Raw genomic sequence first — 19,378 nt, forward strand, 5'->3', positions numbered from 1 at the left:
ATCGCACGGGCAGACACTCAGTGCCTGACAGCCAGAACAAGAAAAACGGTTCTGGGGATTCCGTGCGGATCTCGCAGAATTGCGATGGGGGCCAGATTCACGAAATTACGTGGAGCCCTCCGCTCGATCCCTTACTGTACCACCACGCACGTCAACGGCCAGCATGAGCGCCTCCCACGGGGTGTCCGTTACGGAATCGGCAAGTTCCACTGCGTGCTGACGATTGCCTGGCCCATCCGCGAGGACGAGAACGCTGGGGCCCGCCCCCGAGACGACCGCAGCGAACCCGGCAGCGCGCAACGCCGTGACCAGTCGGTGTGTCTCTGGCATGGCTTCTGCGCGGTAGTCCTGATGCAACCGGTCTGCGGTCGCATCAAGCAGCAACTCTGGACTCTGTGTGAGGGCGGCGATCAACAGCGCGGAGCGCGACACGTTGAATACGGCATCCTCTCTGGAAACGTGCGGAGGCTGGAGTGAACGTGCCAATGTCGTCGACATCGTCCGCTCTGGCACGAAGACGAGCGGTGCGACACCACGGTGCACGAGCAACTTCTTGTGCTGCGGGCCGCGTTCTCCGGTCCATGCGATCGTGAGACCCCCGAACAGCGCTGGAGCGACGTTGTCAGGGTGGCCTTCCAGTTCTGTCGCCAGACGCAGCAGATCAGCATCCGAGAACTCGACTTCGCCCTCAAGAAGTCCCTTCGCCGCAAGCACGCCCGCAGTCACGGCAGCGCCGGAGGATCCGAGACCCCGCCCATGCGGCACGCCGTTGTGCGCAACGATCCGCAAACCAGGCATCACACGCCCCACGTCTGTGTAGACGTGATCGATCGAACGAACGATGAGATTCGACTCATCACGTGCGATCTCGGATGCACCGGTGCCGGTGACCTCGATCTCGAGTCGATCATTCGACAGTGCAGATACCGTCAGCTCGTCATAGACGCTGAGCGCCAGACCGAGTGTGTCGAAGCCAGGGCCGAGGTTCGCGCTCGTGGCCGGCACCTGCACCTGCACGGTGCGAAGGACATCACTTGCCATCACTCACCTTCCACGCGCAGCACAGATACGACTCGGTCAACGACAGCGCTCGATGACAGTCGCTCGACCGCGTCACTCAACGACTGCTCGGTCGCCCGGTGTGTGCCGATGATGAGGCGCGCCGTCGGGTCGTCTTCCGATTCGATCGTCTGCACAAGGGTTGCGACCGAGACGCCGCCGTCGCTGAGAATGCCAGCGATCGCAGCGAGCACGCCAGGCTGGTCGGATACCTCGAGTGTGATCTGGTAGCGGGTGATCACGTGTCCGATCGGCACGGTCGGGAGGTTTGCCCTGGTGGACTCCCCCACTCCGACGCCGCCTGCGATGTGCCGGCGCGCTGCCGAGACGACATCGCCAAGGACTGCGGATGCGGTCTGCACTCCACCGGCTCCGGCGCCATAGAACATCAGCGATCCAGCCGCTTCAGCTTCGACGAACACGGCGTTGTTCGCACCGTGCACTGAGGCCAGCGGGTGCGTGCGGGAGACCAGTGCCGGGTACACGCGCACCGAGATCGATTCGGCACCGCTCACGTCGACGCGCTCACACACGGCGAGCAATTTGATGACGAAACCAGCAGCCCGAGCCTCTTCGATCATCGAGGGCGTGATCTCGGTGATGCCTTCACGATGGACGGCGTCGAGCGGAACGGCAGTGTGGAACGCGAGGGATGCCAGGATCGCAGCCTTCTGCGCGGCGTCGAAGCCCTCGACATCGGCGGTCGGGTCAGATTCTGCGTACCCCAGACGCTGCGCGTCAGCGAGCACCTCCGCGAAGTCGGCACCCTCAGTGTCCATGCGGTCGAGGATGTAGTTCGTGGTGCCGTTCACGATGCCCATCAAGCGCACCACTCGGTCGCCTGCGAGCGAATCGCGCAGCGGCCGAATGATCGGGATGGCTCCCGCCGCGGCGGCTTCGTAGTGGACCGAGGCGCCCACTTGATCGGCCGCTTCGAACAGCTCGGTGCCGTGCGTAGCGAGCAGTGCCTTGTTGGCTGTCACGACGTCGGCGCCGGAGCTCAGTGCCAGCAACAGATTCTCCCGAGCAGGCTCGATGCCACCCATCAGCTCGATCACGATGTCACTGCCGACGATCAGGCTCTCGGCATCTGTCGTGAATAGCTCCTTCGGGAGGTCCACATCACGCGTGGCGTTGACGTCGCGTACGGCGATACCTGCGAGTTCGAGGATCGCACCGGCTCGATCTGCCAGCTCATCGCCGTGGCGAAGCAGCAGATCGGCGACCTGCGACCCAACAGCTCCAGCGCCGAGAAGCGCCACCCGAAGTCGTCGGTACTGTGGCACATTGCTCCCTTGGAGGTGGGTCACATTGCTCCCTTGGGTGTAGGTCATCGTGTTCCTTCGTTCGTACGGATCCCGGTATCCCGTGCCAGCAGGTCTTCAAGGCTCTCGCCGCGCACGATGACGCGAGAAGTACCGCCTGAGACCGCGACGATCGCGGGACGAGGGACATGGTTGTAGTTGCTGGCCAGTGAGGCGCAGTAAGCGCCGGTCGCCGGAACCGCCAGCAAATCGCCTGGGGCAACATCGCCAGGAAGGTATTCATGATCGACGACGATGTCGCCGGACTCGCAGTGCTTGCCGACGACGCGACTCAGAACCGGAGCGCCGACGCCAAGCCGTGAGGCGATACGGGCAGAATACTGGGCACCATAAAGCGCGGTCCGGGCGTTGTCGCTCATTCCGCCATCGACGCTCACATACAGCCGGTTTGCACCGGAGTCGAGACGCACTTCCTTGGTGGTGCCCACGTCGTACAGCGTGACGCCAGCGGTGCCGACGATCGCCCGGCCAGGTTCGAACGAGAGGATCGGCAGCGGGATGCCGCGTGCTGCGCACCCTTCCGCGACGGACGCGACGATCTCTTCGGCGAGCTGCTCGATCGGCGTCGGGTGATCGACTCTCGTGTACGCGATTCCGAAACCACCGCCGAGATTCAGCATCGGAATCTCGCCGCCGGCAAGCAACTTCTCGTGCAGCTCGAGCACCCTCGACGCGGATTCGCGGAATCCTGCGACGCCGAAGATCTGCGAACCGATGTGACAGTGCAGCCCGAGGAACGCCAGGCTGGGCAGTTCTCGCACGCGTGCGACGGCGACCTCGGCATCCGAGAAATTCATGCCGAACTTCTGATCTTCGTGGGCCGTCGCAAGGAAGTCGTGCGTCTCGGCGTGCACGCCGCTATTCACTCGAAGAAGTACGCGCTGCACGACACCCAGTCGGCTTGCTGCGGCAGCGATCCGTTCGATCTCAATCGCACTGTCGATGATGATGGTGCCGATGCCGACCGACACCGCACGCTCTATCTCGCTGACGGACTTGTTGTTGCCGTGGAAGCCGATGCGCGCAGGGTCGACTTCAGCTGCGAGAGCCACTTCGAGCTCGCCGCGTGTGCACACATCGACGTTGAGACCTTCTTCGGTCACCCAACGCGCGATGGCGGTCGAAAGGAATGCTTTGCCGGCGTAATACACGCGGGCTGTTGTCCCGTGCGCGGCGGCGGCGGCCGTGAAGGAGTCACGGAATGCGCGAGCCCTGGCACGGATCTCGTCTTCGTCCAGCACGAGCAGCGGAGTGCCGTGGTCGCGAACCAGCTCCACGGCAGTCACCCCGGCGACGGTGAGAATCCCGTCAGCATCGCGCCTCGCGGATGCCGGCCACACGCCGGCTACGAGGTCATTTGCATCGTCAGGTTCGATCAGCCATTCCGGGGCGAGCGAGTCTGCATCAGAAAGCACAGAGCACCAATCGTGGGAGGGAGCCTCGGGCCAGATCACGCCATACGAGGTTGCCCCGATTCTATGGCACCACGCAGAAGCCGCCCGCATCCGCAAGCCGCTCGACGATCCGTGGGTCCAATCATTACGTTGAGGTCATGGACTCCACGCCGAACAGCGATTCTGAGCAGCCGAACCAGCCTGGCGGAATCGCGAGATTGATCAAGTCTGTGATCGCCTGGGCGCTCACCCGCAGAATCGTGCGCGCGTTTCTGCTGCACACCGAGCGACATGGCGCGATGCTCGCCGACAGCGTCACCTATCGCGCGCTGTTCAGCGTGTTCGCGGGCGTATTGCTCGGGTTTTCCATTGCGGGGATCTGGCTATCCGGAAACGCTCCCGCGTGGGAAGCGATCATCAAAGCCGTCGATACCGCAGTTCCTGGATTACTGGGACCGGGTGGTGTCGTCGAAGATCCGACATCCATCGACGCTCTGACCACCGGATTCTCCATCGCGGGGATCGTCTCGTTGGTCGCGCTGATCGGCGCCGCGCTCGGTGCGATCGGTTCGCTGCGCACGGCAGTCCGCACGATCGGCGGAGTCGTGCTCGACGACACGTTCTGGCTTTGGGTGATTCTGCGAAACCTTGCACTCGCGATCGGAATCGGGCTGTCCTTCATCGTGGCCGCAGCCGTCACGTTCGCGGTCGGGTTGGCGATCGAATTCGTTACAGACTTGTTCGGCCTCTCCGCGGATGCCGCCGGGGCCGTGTGGGGTATCAAGCTCGTGTCACTGCTCATCGTCTTCGCGTTGGACACTGGGCTGATCTTCGGCGTGTTCCGCTTGCTCTCCGGCCAGCGGGCCTCGGCGCGAGCGGTGTGGTCGGGCTCGCTGCTGGGCGCCGTCGGTCTGCTCGTGTTGCAGGAGCTCTCGAGCCTGTTTGTCGGAGGCGCGACTTCCAATCCGCTGCTCGCGTCGTTCGCCTCGCTGTTGGCATTGCTGATCTGGCTCAACCTCAGCGCACAGGTCATCCTCATCGCGTGTGCCTACATCACCACCTGTGCGGAAGAGGAGCAAGACCGGGTATCCGCCCGCGAGGGAGCACGCAGCTTCACTCAGCGGCGCGTGCAGCGAGCCAGACAAGACGTGATGATCGCGACAAAGGCACTGCGCGCTGCCGAAGCAGCCGAAGCCGAGGAGCGGAACGGCTAGTCGCAGACACCGTTCTGCTGTAGGGACTCATCAGTCACGATTGCACCGTCGACATCCACGTCAATAACGGCTTCGGAACCGTCAATGCTGAGCCCTGTGACCGTGAGGCCCGCCGGCAGCTGATTTGCGATGCAGATCCGTTGCGGCTGGGTGAGCTGCGTGGCGACATCGCCGAACCGCTCCGCGATTTGCGTCGCATTCAGCGTGAGGCCGGCGACCTGAAGCTCGACCGGGGTCAACAGCAGCTCACCGGCATCCGCCCCTGGCGTCACAGTAAGCGCCACTGGGATCGGAAGACCGAGAACGCTGAAACTTCCGGATGCCGTGACATCGGGCTCGGCGAACGCGATCTCATCGATCGGCAGGTCGGATGCCACGACAAGTGTGGTGAATTCAACTTCGTCGATGCGTACCGTGCCGCTCGCAGCGGCGAGGTCACCCCCGTGCAGCGGGACGCCGGTCGCCGTGACATCCACAGCGCCTGTGATGCCTCCGATCGTCGCGGAATCCGTCGAGAGGTGCAGCTCATCAAGGCGCCCCCTGATGAGCTGCGGCAGCAGAACGCCGGATGCATCGACCTCGAGCTGCTGATCGGCGGGAAGGTCGAGCTGCTCGATGACGATGCCCCGCACGATTCCGGGCAGGACGGCGCGGGCGATGAGCTCGGCAGCAACGACGAGTACGGCGATCACGACGACGACGATCAAGAGCACCCACGGCCAGCGACGACGGTGCTTCTTCGGCGGCGCAGGCAGGTCGCTGTCGGGGATCACGAGCGTTGGGTGTTCCACCGAGGTGTTCGGATACGGCAGGGTGGGGTTCTCATCGCTCATGAGTCCATCCTGGCCGCTCGCGAGCTACTCGTGCTACACCCGCTTAGTGTTACATCCGCTCCGGGGCGGAGACACCAAGCAGGTCGAGGCCGTTGCGCAGCACTTGACCCGCGGCGTCGTTCAGCCACAGGCGGGTGCGGTGCACGCTCTCGATCGGATCCTCGCTGAGCGGCGTGACCCGGCAGCTGTCATACCAGCGGTGGTAAAGGCCTGCGAGCTCTTCCAGGTAGCGCGCGACGCGGTGCGGCTCACGTACCTCGGCCGCGAAGGCGACGATGCGCGGGAACTCCTGCAGTACGCCGAGCAACGCAGACTCGCTCTCGTGCGTGAGCGTCTCGGGGGCGAACTCTGACCGGTCGACTCCGGAGTCTGCGGCATTGCGGCCCACGTTGTGGGTGCGCGCGTGGGCGTACTGCACGTAGAAGACCGGGTTGTCGCTCGTGCGCTTCTGCAGCAATTCAGGATCGAGGTCGAGGGGCGAGTCGGCAGGAGAACGCTCCAGCGAGTAACGCAGCGCGTCGGTGCCAAGCCAGTCGAGCAGGTCGTCCATCTCGATGATGTTGCCGGCGCGCTTGGAGAGACGGGCACCGTTGATCGACACCATCTGGCCGATCAGCACCTCAACGTTCTTCTCCGGGTCTTGGCCTGCAGCGCCGGCGACGGCTTTGAGACGGTGCACGTAGCCGTGGTGGTCGGCACCCAGAAGGTAGATCTTGTTCTCGAAGCCGCGGTCACCCTTGTTCAGGTAGTAGGCGGCATCCGCAGCGAAATACGTGTATTCGCCGTTCGAGCGGCGGATGACGCGATCCTTGTCGTCTCCGAAGTCGGTGGTGCGTACCCAGACGGCGCCCTCGTCGTCGAAAACGTGTCCTTGCTCGCGCAGGCGATCGACGGCCTGGTCGATCAGGCTCGTGCCAGAGGCATCCTTCGCGTGCAGCGAGCGCTCGGAGAACCACACGTCAAATGGCACGTTGAACCGGTCGAGCGAGTTCTTGATCTCAGCGAGCTGGAACTCGTACGCGATGTCCTCCGCGACGGTCAGCTGCTCGGCATCCGGCAGGTCGAGCAGATCGGGGCGCGCCTCAAGCACGCGGCCGGCGAGGGTGGCGATGTACTCCCCCGGGTATCCGTCCTCTGGCGTCGGCTCCCCCTTAGCCGCGGCGACGATTGATGACGCGAAGCGCTGCATTTGGGCACCAGCGTCATTGATGTAGTACTCACGCACCGCGTTGGCGCCGCTGGCAAGCAGCAGGCGCACGATCGAATCGCCGAGCGCCGCCCAGCGGGTGTGGCCGAGGTGCAACGGGCCGGTGGGGTTCGCGGAGACGAACTCGACGTTCACGCTGACGCCCTGCTGCGAGCTGTTGGTGCCGTAAGCGGTGCCGGCCTCGACGATCGTCTTGGCGAGGACGCCCGCGGCCGCAGCGTCGAGTCGGAAGTTGATGAATCCGGGGCCAGCCACTTCGGCGCTTGCCACGCCCTCGACGGAAGCGACCTCGTCAGCGATCCGCTGGGCGAGCTCACGCGGGTTCGTACCAAGCTTCTTGGCGAGACGCATCGCGATGTTCGATGCCCAGTCGCCGTGGTCACGGTTGCGGGGTCGCTCCAGCACGACATCAGTCACATCGAGGTCGAGAGCTTCGTCGGGTCGCAGCGAAGCCGCGATCGGCGTGACGACGGCAAAGATGGCTGCGGCGAGAGTATCGGGGTTCATAGCCCATCAAGTCTACGGCGCGGCCGGGGCACGTTCTTTCCTCGCTGAGTTGGTGATACACGATCAATCGCTTACCCTCATGCCATGGCTCTGGGGAAGACGCGACGCAGGGCGCGCGCAGCAGTGCTGGTCGTGGTGCTTGCGACGGCCGTCTTCGCGGTCGCGCTGGGTGTCTGGCGGCCGTGGATTCCGGCACCGATTGACGCCCCCATACTCGCCGCCGAAGAAGTTGTGGCCATCGCTCCTGTGCCGCTGACGGTTCCCGAACATCCGGACGTGCTCGTCTTCGGTGATTCGTGGACATACGGCTCCGCCGCGAGCGCGCGAACCCTCGGCTATGCCTACCAGCTCGCAGACTTGCTGGAGGGCACCACGACTGTCGATGGCGTGCGTGGCAGCGGATATCTCAAGCCAGGGTGGGACGGGCCGGACTTCGGTCAACGCATCGCGGCACTCGACCCGACTCTCGATCCGGACCTCGTGATTATCCAGGGTTCGATCAATGACCGCGAACAGGGCGCGGAGGGATATCGCGAGGCGGTCACCGCGGCCTGGGATGCTCTGGCGGCCACATATCCAGACGCCCCTATCGTGGTGCTTGGACCTGCACCACACGAGCTGCCCGTTGGCGTCGGCACTGCGCGGATCGATCGGGATCTCTCCGCCCTCGCCGCTGCACGCGGATGGTGGTACATCTCCCCTGTGCAGGAGGAATGGATCACTGAGAAGAACTACCTCGACGTCATCGACGTCAGGCTCGGCAATATGCATCCATCGACCGACGGCCACCGTTATCTCGCCAAAAAGGTCGCTGCGGCGCTTGCGGAGATGGTCGCAGCTCCCGTGACCGAGGCCGGTGGTGCGGAGCGCGACGCCGACCAGTGATATTCTCGATCGGTACGCCTCCGTAGCTCAGTGGATAGAGCGCCGGTTTCCGGTACCGTAGGTCGCTGGTTCGATTCCAGTCGGGGGCACCAAAAGTACGATTCTCGAAACTGCGACACATTTTACTGTGTCGCAGTTTCAGTTTTTCCGTCCAGGCGATCACTTCGGGCCTCACTTCTGGGAGGCCGTCAGCAAAGTGCGGCTTACCGCGAACTCGTGCGATCTCGCTTGTGCCCACGGCAGACTTCCACGAGTGACTTGCGGTGGAGCAATAGACTGACGGAGCCATGCGATGCGTGGCACGAATTGCGATCCAGGGGGGGCTCGGCGAATGACAGACACGCGGAGCACGACGTGACGGACGCCGAGACGAGCACTGGCCGCCGGACCGCCGTGTCCTTGTGTCGACAATTCCTCGACGCGCTCCCTGTAACCGGGGTGTCTATAGCGGTATTCGACGACTCGGGACGTCAATCGACGATCGGTGCTACCGACCAGATTTCTGCCCGGCTCGACGAACTCCAGTTCGAGTTGGGCGAGGGTCCGCGCTGGGACGTGGTCCGAACGGCGAGACCGGTACTGATCTCTGATGTGCGAGCGGCGGGCCACGCCGACTGGCCGATCTTCGGGGCGGCGGTCCGCGAACTTGATGTGGGCGCCCTGTTCGTTCTGCCACTCGTGATGGGCGCGGTGACAGTGGGAGCTGTCGGCATGTACCGCACCAATCCCGGCACGCTCAGTGAGTTCGATGTGGCGCGAGCGACCTCGCTGGCCATTAGCGTCACCACCTCGGCGGTGACGCTTGCGGTCCGGTCGGCAGATGATGACAACCATGCAGAATCACCCGCCGCCCCTGCGATGAGACGCGAGGTGCATCAGGCGACAGGAATGATCATCGCGCAGCTCGGCACGAGCGCAACAGATGCGTTTTCGCGGCTCAAAGCGCATGCCTTCAGCAGTGGCCTATCCGTGCAGGAAGTCGCCCACGATGTTGTCAACCGCAAGGTCGATTTCAGTCAGTTGAACGAGTGATCGGAGTACGATAATGACCGATGCCCTATGCGGTGCGACCACGGGAGGTCACTCATGATTGAGTCTTTGCGAGAGTCGCGACTCAGCGCCGCGTTCGTCAAGCTCGCGGACACTCTGATCGACGACTTCGACATGGTCGATCTGCTACATACCCTCGTGCAGGAATGCACTCATCTGCTCGATGCCCAGGCAGGTGGCCTCCTCCTCGCCGATTCGACAGGGGTCCTGCACCTCATGACGTCGACCAGCGAAGAGAGCGAGTTCGTCGAGATCATGCAGATCAACGCCGGAGTCGGCCCGTGCGTAGATTGCTTCAAGACGGGTACCCCCGTCACGGTGGGAGACATCGCTCGAGACGGAGCGCAGTGGCCGGACTTCCAGGCCGCGGCGGCGGAGAAGGGCTATCGCTCCGTGCACGCCACGCCAATGCGGCTACGTCGTCAAGTGATAGGCACGATGAATCTCTTCAGCACGTCCGTCGGCGCACTGAAGGCGGAAGACATCGCCCTCGCACAGGCGCTCACCGATGTCGCGACGATCGGCATTCTGCAGGAGCGGAACATCCGCGATACGAGCGTTCTGACTGAACAGTTGCAACGCGCGCTTGACAGCCGGGTCCTCATCGAGCAGGCGAAGGGAGTCGTCTCGCACACGGGATCGATGGGCATGGATGAGGCATTCACCGCCATTCGGAAGTTTGCTCGGAGCAACAACCTCAGCCTTCGACTAGTTGCTGAGGGAATCACGAAACGAACCATCGACGTCTTGCCGATAGCATGCCTCGCGGCGTCTGGACCCGCTGGTTCTATCAGCGAGCGCTCACCCCGTTGATGCGGCGTGAGTCTCGGGGCTTTGCTTGACACGCTGAACCTTATCGCCGAGACTCGGGGAACACCTGATCGTTCTCTCCAGACCTCGGAGTACGCATGGTTAGGAACTCACTTGAGTTCCACCAAGCGCGGAGGCTCAAAATGGAGATTGAACCAGATGTATCGCGACCGGTCGATTCGGTCGATTCGGTCGATTCGGCAGAGGAACTCAGCAACCATCAGCTCTACCAGCCGCGCGCAGCGTTCGGCTCAGAAAGGGCAAACGCGGTTGTGTCGACGCGTTCCCCGGCTGGCTCGCAAGAATTCGATGACCAGGCGGACATCAATCTTCCCACCACGCAACCAATCGACATCAGCAGTTTGATCAAGGGGGATGAAGGAGCATGACTGGCCCTGCATCGGCACGGGCCATCCTCCTACCCCCAACAACGAGCTGGTCGTAGCAAGCACGAGGACTGTTTGGCTAGTGGTGGCCATGGGCAGTAGACGCCGGATGCTGCTCCTTCGCATAGACCTCAGCGGATTGCTCCACCAACGACCAGGTCTTCGAATGCATCAAGAATCAGCGGTGGGGCGGCCCGCCTTCGCGGACCGCCTCACCGTTCATCTGTCGTTGTAGCGCATTCTTCATCTGGAGCTCAGCCACGATCGCTGCGTTGTCGTCAGCGATGAAGACGAGATTGCTGAGGTTCGGGATGTCGACATCCAGGACGACCGCGGACTCTCCGTAGCGGTAGCACCACCATGAGCGTCCCTTCGTGCCACGCATATAACCCGCAAGGGACCTGAGCGTCCCAAGTCCCCCGACACGGAGCCGCACCGGTACTTCTCCTTCTGGACGCTGTGACACATGAGATGAAAGAATCGCCCGCCGAGGGATGCGCCGCTCCCTGCACAGACTCCAGACTTTCCACATGCCGCGAGGACTGATGATCAGGTCATTTTCGGTGATGGTGACTGAGACCAGCCCCGAGCCGTGAGCGCTCACGAGTTGTCCGGGTCAAGGATGTAGAGCCCGGCAATCGTGCGATCGTCCCTGAAGGAGATCCGGGCAGTGAATTCACCAGCCTCAAAGCTCAACGGCGTGTTGGTGATCGTCACATCGGCAGCTCGGATCACGACTGGCTCGCCGGAACTCTCGAAGGCACCGACCTGCCCAGCGATCTGTGCCCAGGCCGCAGCAAGCGAGTCTTCCGAAAGACCCGCCTTCATGGCGGTGTCGAAGCGTGACGTGACGCCCGACCAGTTCGCCGCAGCGAGATCATCGATCACAGCGATGGCGAGCGTGTTGGCGTCGGAGAGAGGTGTGGTTTTCATGGGTTCTCCTGTTCTCGGGTCTAAGGGTCGTCCGTAACGCTGGAACGCCGCTTGTCGCGACACTCCTAACGCGTCGCCAATCGTCTGCCAGGATGCACCAGCCTCACGTGCTGTCTGAATGGCCGCCGCGATGACTCGCTCAGCGCCGTCGCGGAGCCTTGCCGCATCCATGATGAATCGTCCCGGAGTGTTTGGGTCTGACAGCACAGGTGCCGCAAGCAACGAGTCGAGCTGATCACGATGCTGACGAATTGCATCTGTAAATGATTCCTGCACATGTAAAGAGTAGGTTTACAGTGAGGTCAAGTCAAGCCGTGCAGAATGACAAGACTCCTTGACGCAAGAATGGTCGACGTGAGACGTTTAGTCCATGTCAAGACTCCTTGTCACCTCGGCATTTCTCCGCCTGGCTGTGATGAGCGGAAAGGACATGCTGCGAAACCCGCTGAGCGGGCTCTCGATGCTGGTTATGTTCATGATCATCCTGGCTGTGTATGTATCGATGTGGCTGACCTTCACCGTGCTCGGGACAGCTCCGACAGCGATCGCTACCCCGGCTGATCAGAGGGTGTCCACAGCGTTGCAGCAGGCCGGCGTCACGGTGGTCAATGCGGATGCTCCTGGGGCGAACACCACAATCACACTGAGCGAGAATGGCGCGCTCGTCGTACTCGATGCATTCGAAAAACCTGCATGGAACCCGATCTGGGTCGGACTTCGTGATGCGGGACTCCCCGCCGACTCGATCACAATCATGGATGGCGACGGCGATGTCATGCTCGATCCGCTCCGTGCCTTCCTCGGCGTCGTGGCACTCACCGGCTTCGCGAGTGTCGCCTTCATCGGGACTACTGTGCCGCTCGTCGGCATGCGCGAACGCGGGCTGCTCCGGATGTTCGGCACAACGCCGCTTCGCCGTTCGACCTTTCTTCTCGCGCAAGCGCCCGCCCGAATCGCGATCGTATTGATCGAAGCAGCGATCGTCGTCGCCATTGCTGCGTGGCGCAGATACGTCGACGGAATCGACCTACTGAGTTTGGGCGTCACCCTTGCACTGGGAAGCGCGATGCTCTTCGCCTTCTCGCTCTTGCTTGCTGCACGATCCCGAAGCTCCGAGGCCGCTCAGCAGAGTATGGCCACGCTCGTGATCCTTCTTGTGTTCACATCGGGCGGGATCTTGCCGTCGGAGATAATCCCGAGCTTCCTCCAGGTCATCATGAACGCCCTGCCGCCAACATGGTTCGCGGTAGCGGTGAACGCCGACCTGACCGGCGTGGCCCCGTTCGTGCCCGTGCCGTTGTTATGGGCTCTCATGAGTGTGTGTGCATTCGTAGCACTCGTGGTTGCCGCGCGATTGTTCGAGTGGGATCAATCAGAGCCCCCACAGCGGTGGAGCGTCAGCTTACGAAGGAAGGTTTCGTCATGAGCGAAGTAGATGAGTCGAGCGGACGCACCCCCTCCGAACGGCGGGTCGGAAAGCACTATATGTGGGAGTTCTCCACCGGTGTTGTCGCCTATCTGGTGCTCTTTCTCGTGCTGCCAAGGATCGTCCACTCGGAGCCCGGCACAGCATTGAGTGTTGTCGTCGCGCTCGCGCCGCTACTTCCCGTCCTGTGGATGATCATTGCCATCGGACGGCATCTTCGTCGTGTCGACGAGCTTCAGCGTCTGCTGTTCCTGCGCAGCTTCGCTATCGGCTTCAGCGTCTCGATGCTGATCGCGTTGACAGTCGCGCTGCTGAGCGGAGCCGGCGTTGACATGCAATACGCCGAATGGGTCATCTTCATGGGTGGGATGACCTCATGGGGAATCTCCCTTGCGGTGCTCTCCATCCGGGCATCCCGATGAACAACGATGTGCGCCGGCTCCGGACCGAGCACGGGTGGACCCAGGTGCAGTTTGCCGAAGCGCTAGGGGTATCCCGTCAGACGGTCAACGCGTTGGAGACCGGGAAATACGACCCTTCGCTGCCCCTCGCATTTCGCGTTTCCCACCTGTTCTCCATCCCGCTCGAAGCAATCTTCTTCCCTGAAGAGCACGACACTCCCCCAACCGGAGGTAAGCGATGAGCCGCGACACAGCAGACGTGATCGTCGTCGATGACCTGCGAAAGGTCTACGACGGAACGGTCGCTGTCGCTGGCATCACGTTCGCTGTGCACAAGGGAGAGGTATTCGGGCTCCTCGGGCCGAACGGCTCGGGCAAGACCACGACCCTGGAGACGATCGCCGGGCTTCGCCGCCTGACATCTGGCAGCGTCACCGTTCTCGGAATGGACCCCGCGAAAGATCGTGACCGGATCACCGAGCGCGTCGCGCTGCAGCCGCAGTCAGCGACGTTATTCCCAACGCTGACCGTGTGGGAGACGGTGCAGCTGTTCGCGTCGTTCTACAAAGCATCACGTGACCCCTCAGATCTTCTCGAAGACGTGGGGTTAAATGATGCGCGCAAGGTGCGAGTGAAGCATCTCTCCGGCGGGCAGGAGCGTCGGCTACTCCTCGGCATCGCGCTCGTAGGAAACCCCGAGATGCTCGTGCTCGACGAGCCATCGGCGGGCCTAGATCCGATCGCGCGACGCGGTCTCTGGGATGTGATCGAGCGACAGCGCGAACGTGGCACCACAGTTCTACTTTCCACTCACCACATGGATGAGGCCACCCAGGTGTGCGATCGACTCGCAATACTTGTTCGCGGCGAGATCGCCGCAGAGGGCGAACCCGGCGCGCTTATCCGTGAGCACACGTCGAAAGCGACCGTCTCGTTCACGATCATTTCACCTCACACACCGTCAGATCTCAGCGACATCGGCATCGCGGGCGAGATGACGAGCGTCAAGACACCTGATGGTCTCCGCGTGGCAGTGGTGACCGATGATCCGGATGCGCTTCTGCGCCGGCTGTCCTTCGCTCCTGGCGTGCAAGCGTCCGGCTACTCCATCACCCACGGCTCGCTCGAGGATGTCTTCATCGAAGTGTCGAGCTCCACCGAAACGCCATGAGCTCCCCGACGTGGACGCTCACAAGAGAGCTCCGCGAGTTCACCAGGGCTCACGCACGCGAGCTCATCAGAAGTAGGGGTGCCGTTGTTGCGATCCTGGTCAGCTTCGTGGTCATCCTCGCACTCCTGAGCGGGTTCGATCTGCTCCTCTCAACGGCGACGAACTCGTCAGTGCAACTCGTACGAACCAGCCTTGGCCTGGTGAGTGCGTCCGGATTCATGGCTGTCGCGTTCGTCGCGACCACCGTTCCGATGGTCAAATATCGAAGTATCGGTGCGCTACGTCAGCTATCGACCACTCCTGCCCGCAGAGCGACATTTCTCCTCGGTCACGTTCCGATTCGAGGCGTGATCATCGGTCTTCAAAGCGTGATTATCGTCGCCGTCGCCGTCGGGAACGGCGCACCCGTCGGAGATTCAATGCCGTTGGCGCTCACCCTGCTGATCGGGGGCGCGATGCTGCTGTCCTTCGGGTATCTCCTCGCGTCAAGGATGACGAACATCGACCTCGGGCTCCAGCTCGCCTACGTCATCCCTCTGATCGTCCTCGTCACCTCTGGCGCGCTTTTCCCACTGGCCACGTATCCGGATGCCGTTGAGAAACTGTTTCAGACGCTGCCGACCACCTGGTTCGTGAACCTTCTCAATGCGCAGGTCAACGGCGGCCAACCGATGCTTCCGGTCGGTGTGATGTGGGCGATGATGGCGCTCACCAGCATTGGCGCTGGCTATCTGGCGTGGCGCACGTTCCGTTGGGAAAGAGCAACGTGAGATCCGTCGTTTTAGACGGCAGATTGAGGGACGTCCAGTGGTGAGCGTGCCGATCTCACTAGGGGTTCTCCTGTAACCAGGCAAGAACTTCCTGGGCGTGTGTGTTCGGCGGAAAGATCGGATAGAACGTGTGCTCGATCCGTCCGTCCCGGATGATGAGGGTCAGTCGCGAGTAAAGCCGCTCGTGTCCTGGCGCCGTGAATGTGGGGAGCCCCATCGCCTTCGCGACCAGGAATTGCGTGTCGGAGAGCATCACGAAAGGCAGACGCAGTCGTTCGACTACCTCTGCCTGATATGCGGTGTCTTGACTGGAAAGTCCGTATACCGCACTCGCGCCTGCCTCGAGCAAATCGGCGTGATGGTCCCGGAAGTCACATGCCTCCGTGGTGCACCCGCGAGCGCCCGGGATCGAGTCCCATCCCTCAGGCATCTCGGTACCGGGCCGCCCCGTGAGCGGATACACATAAACCACAGTGCGCCATGGCATTCTCCTTGGGGATCTTGCTAGCGATGCCGCAGCGATCAGATGGATGCAACGATCAGGTGACAGTGCCCAACGCTATGCGGTACTTCGCGCTGTCATCACGCGTCGAGGCTGTCACGAGGAGTGCATTCTCGGTGATCCTGCGAGTGAATTCGCCCTCGCACGGAATCGTGACGATCTTCGTCACCCCTGTACGCCACGCCGCGATGAGAGCGGGCAGATCGCGCCGTTCAGGGCTGTTCTCGAGTTTCTCCCGCACGTTGGCCATATGGGCGTTGATTCCCCGTTGCACCCACGTGTCGTAGGAAGGGTTGTCGAAAGCCTCACTACCGAACTCTTCTTGCCAGGTCGGACCGATGATCCGTCGAAGCAACTCGGCGCGCTGCGCAGATCCATCCGCAGTCCTCTGCAGATCCTCGAAGAGTCCGTGATCGACCTCGGCGCCGGTGTGTGCGGCGACTGCGTGCCACACGCGCGGCCATGCCTGTTCCCATTCGGCACGTGCCTCGGCGCTGACCGATGCATCCGCCACCGCCGGAGTGTCCACCAACCGTGGCGGCAGGTCATCACCGCGAGGTTGCAACTCATACGCTTCTCGCAGCCAGAGCAGATCCAGGAGATCAGTCGGTCTGTCGTCGACCGTGAAAGTCATGTCGTGCGGCCACGGATTGTCCGGAATCGGTTCAGTTGAACGCATGCTCTCCCCTGCTTTAACCTCATCCATGTTCGCCGACCCGCAGTCGCGAAGCAAGTGACACTCTTGTGCGCCCCGTCTGACCAGAGGTCTCAGGGCCTCGCCCAAGGCTCAGCGTAGGCTGAACACATGGCCTATCGCCGGACAGATTCGACGGAGTTCGATCTGCGTCGTCGCCTCCCGCGGTGGGCGTCGCGGATGCTGGGCATCCCCGGCTCATCCTTATTGCATCGGTCACCGGCCGACGAAGATCAGCTCACGAAGATCAACGGCGCGGTCTCCCGGGGTCTCGGCTATACACCGTTCGAGGAGCAGGGCACTGCGGCATCCGCATTGCATAGCGGCCACGCCGTCGAGATGGACACCGGCGAAGGCAAGACCCTCGCCGGTGCAATGGCCGCCGCGATGTTCGCGCTGGAGGGCAGGCGCGTTCATGTGCTGTCGGTCAATGACTACTTGGCGCGACGAGATGCCGAATGGATGCGGCCGGTGTTCCATCTGCTCGGCCTGGAGGTCTCCTCAGTCGAGCAGTCCGCAAGCGCTGAGGAGCGACGCGCGGCGTATCGTGCGGACGTCGTGTACGCATCATTCTCCGAGCTCGGATACGACGTACTGCGTGATCGTCAGGTGGAAGTTCTAGGCGATCGCGTCGATCCGCAGTTCGACGTCGGCATCGTTGACGAAGCTGATGCGGTGATGATCGACGAGGGTATGACACCGCTGGTGCTGGCCGGTTCCGATGAAGCGGCGTCTGGGACGCTGATCGAGGCCACCGCACTCGTGTCGCACCTGCAGCGAGGCATCCATTTCGAGGTCGATGCGGATCATGCGACAGTCTCGCTCACTGATGCGGGCATCGATCTCGTCGAGCAACATGCCGGAGGCGTGAACCTCTTCGATGAAGAGCACAGCGACCTGCTCACACGGGTGAATCTCGCCCTGCATGCGCAGGAACTCGTCCAGCGCGACGTCGACTACCTCGTCTCAGACGACGGCATCCGTCTGATCAACACGGCGCGGGGTCGCGTCGCACAGTTGCAGCGCTGGCCGGACGGTCTGCACGCTGCTGTTGAAGCGAAAGAGAACCTGCCGATCACACCGCCGGGGATCATTCTCGATCAGATCACAGTGCAGGATCTGCTGTTGCGCTTCCGCTCACTCGCTGGGATGAGCGGCACCATCCTGCCCGTCGCCGAAGAGCTGAAGGAGTTCTATCAGCTCGATTCAGGTCGCATCGAGCGGCACCGGCCGAACATCCGGCAGGATCTGCCCGCGCGCGTGCTCGTGACCGAAGACGACAAGACTGCGGCCGTCGTGGTTGAGATTCTGCGCCGGCACGGCGAGGGCCAACCCGTCCTCGTCGGAACTCAGAGCGTTTCAGAGTCCGAGGCACTCGCCGCACTGTTGCCGCAATCGCTCGGGGTACGTGTGCTGAATGCGCGCAACGATGCTCAGGAAGCGTCGATAATCGCACGCGCGGGCGAATATGGAGCGGTGACGATCTCGACACAGATGTCCGGTCGCGGAACAGACATCCGACTCGGTGGAGCAGACGAACGTGATCGTGAGCGAGTCGTGAAAACCGGTGGCCTGGCAGTGATCTCGACCGCGCTGTACCCGTCGGCTCGGCTAGATCTACAGCTGCGTGGGCGCGCCGGCAGGCAAGGGGATCCTGGGACGACTGTGATCTTCTCGGCCCTGGAAGACCAGCTCGTACAGACGAACGCCACCGAGGGGGCGCTGCGCCGCATCGAACGAGGCTCGACCGACGCTCCCGCACGAGAACGAATCGTAAAGCAGGCACAGACGATCGCTGAGTCGGTGCGATTGGATCGGCATCGCAGCACGTGGCAGTACACGCGAGCGATCAGCCAGCAGCGCGAGAAGGTACTGCGCGTGCGTGAGGAGGCTTTGGTCGAATCTGATCACACGCGCCGACTTGTGACGCTGTTTTCCCTTGATGAGCAATGGCAACAGCATCTGGCGCTGCTCAGCGAGATTCGCGACGGCATTCACCTTCGCAAGCTCGCGGGACAGAATCCGGTCGATGAGTTCCACCGCATCGCGCTACGCGAATTCGACGGCTTCTTCGCGGCAGTGGACGGCGCTGTGCACGATCGGATGCTGCAACTCGGCGACGGGACAGATGCTCTCGCCGAACTCGGGCTCCGCCGCCCCTCGGCGACATGGACGTACATGCTGCGAGACGACCCGATCGATGACGCGATGGGCCGTGCCGCCAGTGCAATTCGTCGTCGGGTTCGTGGGGCTGAGTCACGTAACACCACCGACCGAGGAAGAGCCACATGACGAATCCCTCACTAGCCGTATGGCCTTCAAAAAGGGATCGATACCGTCGCTCGGAAATCACCGCTGTCATCGGACACGGCAACGCAGTATGGGAGCGAGCCACTCGCGATGTCATGCGCTGGCGGGTGAAGACGGCGAGCGGGTTCGAAGTGGATTCCAGCGGTCCCGTATCGGAAGGCGACCGTGTCCTGGTGACCACACGGCTGCTTGGCGTGACGATCGCCGAACCGGTGGAAGTCGTGACTGTCGTCCAGGAACCTGATCGAGCCGGTTTCGCATATCTGACCTTGCCCGGACACCCTGTCAGCGGCGAAGAAGCGTTCATCGTGCACCGACATGGAGACAAGGTTTACCTCACGGTCCGCTCGCTCACCCGCGCCGCGCCACAACAGCCCTGGCGCGGCCTCTACCCGCTGTTGCGGATCGCCCAGCTGATCGCCCGCAGGCGCTACCTGCGGGCACTTCAATGAACTAGCGGGCCAGGCGCACGTTGCGCAGTTCGCACAGCCCCTTGACCTT

Annotated in this window: 21 protein-coding genes and 1 tRNA gene; 13 read left to right on the plus strand and 9 right to left on the minus strand. The window is 62.5% G+C overall.

From position 1 onward, the window contains the following. Positions 1-105 precede the first annotated feature (105 nt). Genes thrB through lysA form a run of 3 tightly spaced genes read right to left on the minus strand, consistent with a single transcriptional unit; the run spans position 106 to position 3,799 of the window. Positions 106-1,041, minus strand: a complete 936-nt coding sequence (gene thrB, locus AC1C2O_RS04865) for a homoserine kinase (RefSeq protein WP_495429319.1) — start codon at positions 1,039-1,041, stop codon at positions 106-108. Continuing rightward, entirely contained in the window at positions 1,041-2,345 is a 1,305-nt protein-coding gene (locus AC1C2O_RS04870) for a homoserine dehydrogenase (RefSeq protein ID WP_495431671.1), read from the minus strand. The genes thrB and AC1C2O_RS04870 overlap by 1 nt, the downstream gene beginning before the upstream one ends. A gap of 44 nt (positions 2,346-2,389) precedes the next feature. After that, positions 2,390-3,799 (minus strand): diaminopimelate decarboxylase, encoded by a 1,410-nt coding sequence (gene lysA / locus AC1C2O_RS04875; RefSeq protein ID WP_495429320.1) that lies wholly within the window; start codon positions 3,797-3,799, stop codon positions 2,390-2,392. A gap of 137 nt (positions 3,800-3,936) precedes the next feature. Between lysA and AC1C2O_RS04880 the strand changes: the two genes are divergently transcribed. Further along, entirely contained in the window at positions 3,937-4,992 is a 1,056-nt protein-coding gene (locus AC1C2O_RS04880) for a YihY/virulence factor BrkB family protein (RefSeq protein WP_495429321.1), read from the plus strand. Here the strand turns inward: AC1C2O_RS04880 and AC1C2O_RS04885 are convergent. Both AC1C2O_RS04885 and argS read right to left on the minus strand, forming a co-directional pair. Beyond that, positions 4,989-5,825 carry an LmeA family phospholipid-binding protein gene (locus tag AC1C2O_RS04885; protein WP_495429322.1) on the minus strand — a complete coding sequence of 279 codons (837 nt, stop codon included), beginning with the start codon at positions 5,823-5,825 and terminating at the stop codon, positions 4,989-4,991. The two genes, AC1C2O_RS04880 and AC1C2O_RS04885, sit on opposite strands and share 4 nt — an antisense overlap. Before the next feature lie 49 nt (positions 5,826-5,874). After that, entirely contained in the window at positions 5,875-7,539 is a 1,665-nt protein-coding gene (argS, locus tag AC1C2O_RS04890) for an arginine--tRNA ligase (protein WP_495429323.1), read from the minus strand. 84 nt (positions 7,540-7,623) lie between these two features. Between argS and AC1C2O_RS04895 the strand changes: the two genes are divergently transcribed. From AC1C2O_RS04895 to AC1C2O_RS04915, 5 genes are all read left to right on the plus strand, one after another. After that, positions 7,624-8,424, plus strand: a complete 801-nt coding sequence (locus AC1C2O_RS04895) for an SGNH/GDSL hydrolase family protein (protein ID WP_495429324.1) — start codon at positions 7,624-7,626, stop codon at positions 8,422-8,424. 16 nt (positions 8,425-8,440) lie between these two features. After that, positions 8,441-8,516: transfer RNA gene (locus AC1C2O_RS04900), tRNA-Arg, on the plus strand. A 262-nt stretch (positions 8,517-8,778) separates the two neighbouring features. Beyond that, positions 8,779-9,456: a GAF and ANTAR domain-containing protein gene (locus tag AC1C2O_RS04905; protein WP_495429325.1), complete on the plus strand. Its 678-nt coding sequence runs from the start codon at positions 8,779-8,781 to the stop codon at positions 9,454-9,456. 54 nt (positions 9,457-9,510) lie between these two features. Continuing rightward, complete coding sequence (locus AC1C2O_RS04910) at positions 9,511-10,287, plus strand: ANTAR domain-containing protein (protein ID WP_495429326.1); 777 nt, start codon at positions 9,511-9,513, stop codon at positions 10,285-10,287. A gap of 140 nt (positions 10,288-10,427) precedes the next feature. Further along, entirely contained in the window at positions 10,428-10,673 is a 246-nt protein-coding gene (locus AC1C2O_RS04915; RefSeq protein WP_495429327.1) for a hypothetical protein, read from the plus strand. Positions 10,674-10,848: 175 nt separating this feature from the next. On the opposite strand, the gene AC1C2O_RS04920 is transcribed toward AC1C2O_RS04915, so the two are convergent. Further along, positions 10,849-11,055, minus strand: a complete 207-nt coding sequence (locus tag AC1C2O_RS04920; RefSeq protein WP_495429328.1) for a hypothetical protein — start codon at positions 11,053-11,055, stop codon at positions 10,849-10,851. 215 nt (positions 11,056-11,270) lie between these two features. Further along, positions 11,271-11,603: a DUF3887 domain-containing protein gene (locus tag AC1C2O_RS04925; protein ID WP_495429329.1), complete on the minus strand. Its 333-nt coding sequence runs from the start codon at positions 11,601-11,603 to the stop codon at positions 11,271-11,273. Between the two features lie 370 nt (positions 11,604-11,973). On the opposite strand from AC1C2O_RS04925, the gene AC1C2O_RS04930 reads away from it, so the two are divergent. Genes AC1C2O_RS04930 through AC1C2O_RS04950 form a run of 5 tightly spaced genes read left to right on the plus strand, consistent with a single transcriptional unit; the run spans position 11,974 to position 15,371 of the window. Further along, positions 11,974-13,029: an ABC transporter permease gene (locus AC1C2O_RS04930; protein ID WP_495429330.1), complete on the plus strand. Its 1,056-nt coding sequence runs from the start codon at positions 11,974-11,976 to the stop codon at positions 13,027-13,029. Then, positions 13,026-13,451 carry a hypothetical protein gene (locus AC1C2O_RS04935; RefSeq protein ID WP_495429331.1) on the plus strand — a complete coding sequence of 142 codons (426 nt, stop codon included), beginning with the start codon at positions 13,026-13,028 and terminating at the stop codon, positions 13,449-13,451. The genes AC1C2O_RS04930 and AC1C2O_RS04935 overlap by 4 nt, the downstream gene beginning before the upstream one ends. Beyond that, on the plus strand, positions 13,448-13,672 hold the full coding sequence (locus tag AC1C2O_RS04940; RefSeq protein ID WP_495429332.1) for a helix-turn-helix transcriptional regulator: 225 nt from the start codon (positions 13,448-13,450) through the stop codon (positions 13,670-13,672). Before AC1C2O_RS04935 ends, AC1C2O_RS04940 begins: the two co-directional genes overlap by 4 nt. Continuing rightward, positions 13,669-14,601, plus strand: a complete 933-nt coding sequence (locus AC1C2O_RS04945) for an ABC transporter ATP-binding protein (RefSeq protein WP_495429333.1) — start codon at positions 13,669-13,671, stop codon at positions 14,599-14,601. Before AC1C2O_RS04940 ends, AC1C2O_RS04945 begins: the two co-directional genes overlap by 4 nt. Beyond that, complete coding sequence (locus AC1C2O_RS04950) at positions 14,598-15,371, plus strand: ABC transporter permease (protein WP_495429334.1); 774 nt, start codon at positions 14,598-14,600, stop codon at positions 15,369-15,371. Before AC1C2O_RS04945 ends, AC1C2O_RS04950 begins: the two co-directional genes overlap by 4 nt. Before the next feature lie 58 nt (positions 15,372-15,429). On the opposite strand, the gene AC1C2O_RS04955 is transcribed toward AC1C2O_RS04950, so the two are convergent. Beyond that, a complete protein-coding gene (locus AC1C2O_RS04955; protein ID WP_495429335.1) occupies positions 15,430-15,858 on the minus strand; it encodes a peroxiredoxin in 429 nt (142 codons plus the stop codon). Between the two features lie 52 nt (positions 15,859-15,910). Then, positions 15,911-16,552 carry a hypothetical protein gene (locus AC1C2O_RS04960; protein ID WP_495429336.1) on the minus strand — a complete coding sequence of 214 codons (642 nt, stop codon included), beginning with the start codon at positions 16,550-16,552 and terminating at the stop codon, positions 15,911-15,913. Positions 16,553-16,678: 126 nt separating this feature from the next. On the opposite strand from AC1C2O_RS04960, the gene AC1C2O_RS04965 reads away from it, so the two are divergent. Further along, positions 16,679-18,859, plus strand: coding sequence for a preprotein translocase subunit SecA (locus tag AC1C2O_RS04965; RefSeq protein WP_495429337.1), 2,181 nt, complete (start codon positions 16,679-16,681; stop codon positions 18,857-18,859). Further along, complete coding sequence (locus tag AC1C2O_RS04970) at positions 18,856-19,329, plus strand: DUF1990 domain-containing protein (RefSeq protein WP_495429338.1); 474 nt, start codon at positions 18,856-18,858, stop codon at positions 19,327-19,329. The genes AC1C2O_RS04965 and AC1C2O_RS04970 overlap by 4 nt, the downstream gene beginning before the upstream one ends. Positions 19,330-19,378: the final 49 nt, after the last annotated feature.

The organism is Microbacterium sp. Y355, from assembly GCF_059445345.1.

Coding starts and splice junctions, on each gene's coding strand:
- AC1C2O_RS04885 (WP_495429322.1), bottom strand. CDS start 5,825: ATGAGCGATGAGAACCCCACCCTGCCGTATCCGAACACCTCGGTGGAA.
- AC1C2O_RS04955 (WP_495429335.1), bottom strand. CDS start 15,858: ATGCCATGGCGCACTGTGGTTTATGTGTATCCGCTCACGGGGCGGCCC.
- argS (WP_495429323.1), bottom strand. CDS start 7,539: ATGAACCCCGATACTCTCGCCGCAGCCATCTTTGCCGTCGTCACGCCG.
- AC1C2O_RS04920 (WP_495429328.1), bottom strand. CDS start 11,055: ATGCGTGGCACGAAGGGACGCTCATGGTGGTGCTACCGCTACGGAGAG.
- thrB (WP_495429319.1), bottom strand. CDS start 1,041: ATGGCAAGTGATGTCCTTCGCACCGTGCAGGTGCAGGTGCCGGCCACG.
- AC1C2O_RS04880 (WP_495429321.1), top strand. CDS start 3,937: ATGGACTCCACGCCGAACAGCGATTCTGAGCAGCCGAACCAGCCTGGC.
- AC1C2O_RS04965 (WP_495429337.1), top strand. CDS start 16,679: ATGGCCTATCGCCGGACAGATTCGACGGAGTTCGATCTGCGTCGTCGC.
- AC1C2O_RS04945 (WP_495429333.1), top strand. CDS start 13,669: ATGAGCCGCGACACAGCAGACGTGATCGTCGTCGATGACCTGCGAAAG.
- AC1C2O_RS04915 (WP_495429327.1), top strand. CDS start 10,428: ATGGAGATTGAACCAGATGTATCGCGACCGGTCGATTCGGTCGATTCG.
- AC1C2O_RS04925 (WP_495429329.1), bottom strand. CDS start 11,603: ATGAAAACCACACCTCTCTCCGACGCCAACACGCTCGCCATCGCTGTG.
- AC1C2O_RS04960 (WP_495429336.1), bottom strand. CDS start 16,552: ATGCGTTCAACTGAACCGATTCCGGACAATCCGTGGCCGCACGACATG.
- AC1C2O_RS04970 (WP_495429338.1), top strand. CDS start 18,856: ATGACGAATCCCTCACTAGCCGTATGGCCTTCAAAAAGGGATCGATAC.
- AC1C2O_RS04935 (WP_495429331.1), top strand. CDS start 13,026: ATGAGCGAAGTAGATGAGTCGAGCGGACGCACCCCCTCCGAACGGCGG.
- AC1C2O_RS04950 (WP_495429334.1), top strand. CDS start 14,598: ATGAGCTCCCCGACGTGGACGCTCACAAGAGAGCTCCGCGAGTTCACC.
- AC1C2O_RS04930 (WP_495429330.1), top strand. CDS start 11,974: ATGTCAAGACTCCTTGTCACCTCGGCATTTCTCCGCCTGGCTGTGATG.
- AC1C2O_RS04895 (WP_495429324.1), top strand. CDS start 7,624: ATGGCTCTGGGGAAGACGCGACGCAGGGCGCGCGCAGCAGTGCTGGTC.
- AC1C2O_RS04940 (WP_495429332.1), top strand. CDS start 13,448: ATGAACAACGATGTGCGCCGGCTCCGGACCGAGCACGGGTGGACCCAG.
- AC1C2O_RS04910 (WP_495429326.1), top strand. CDS start 9,511: ATGATTGAGTCTTTGCGAGAGTCGCGACTCAGCGCCGCGTTCGTCAAG.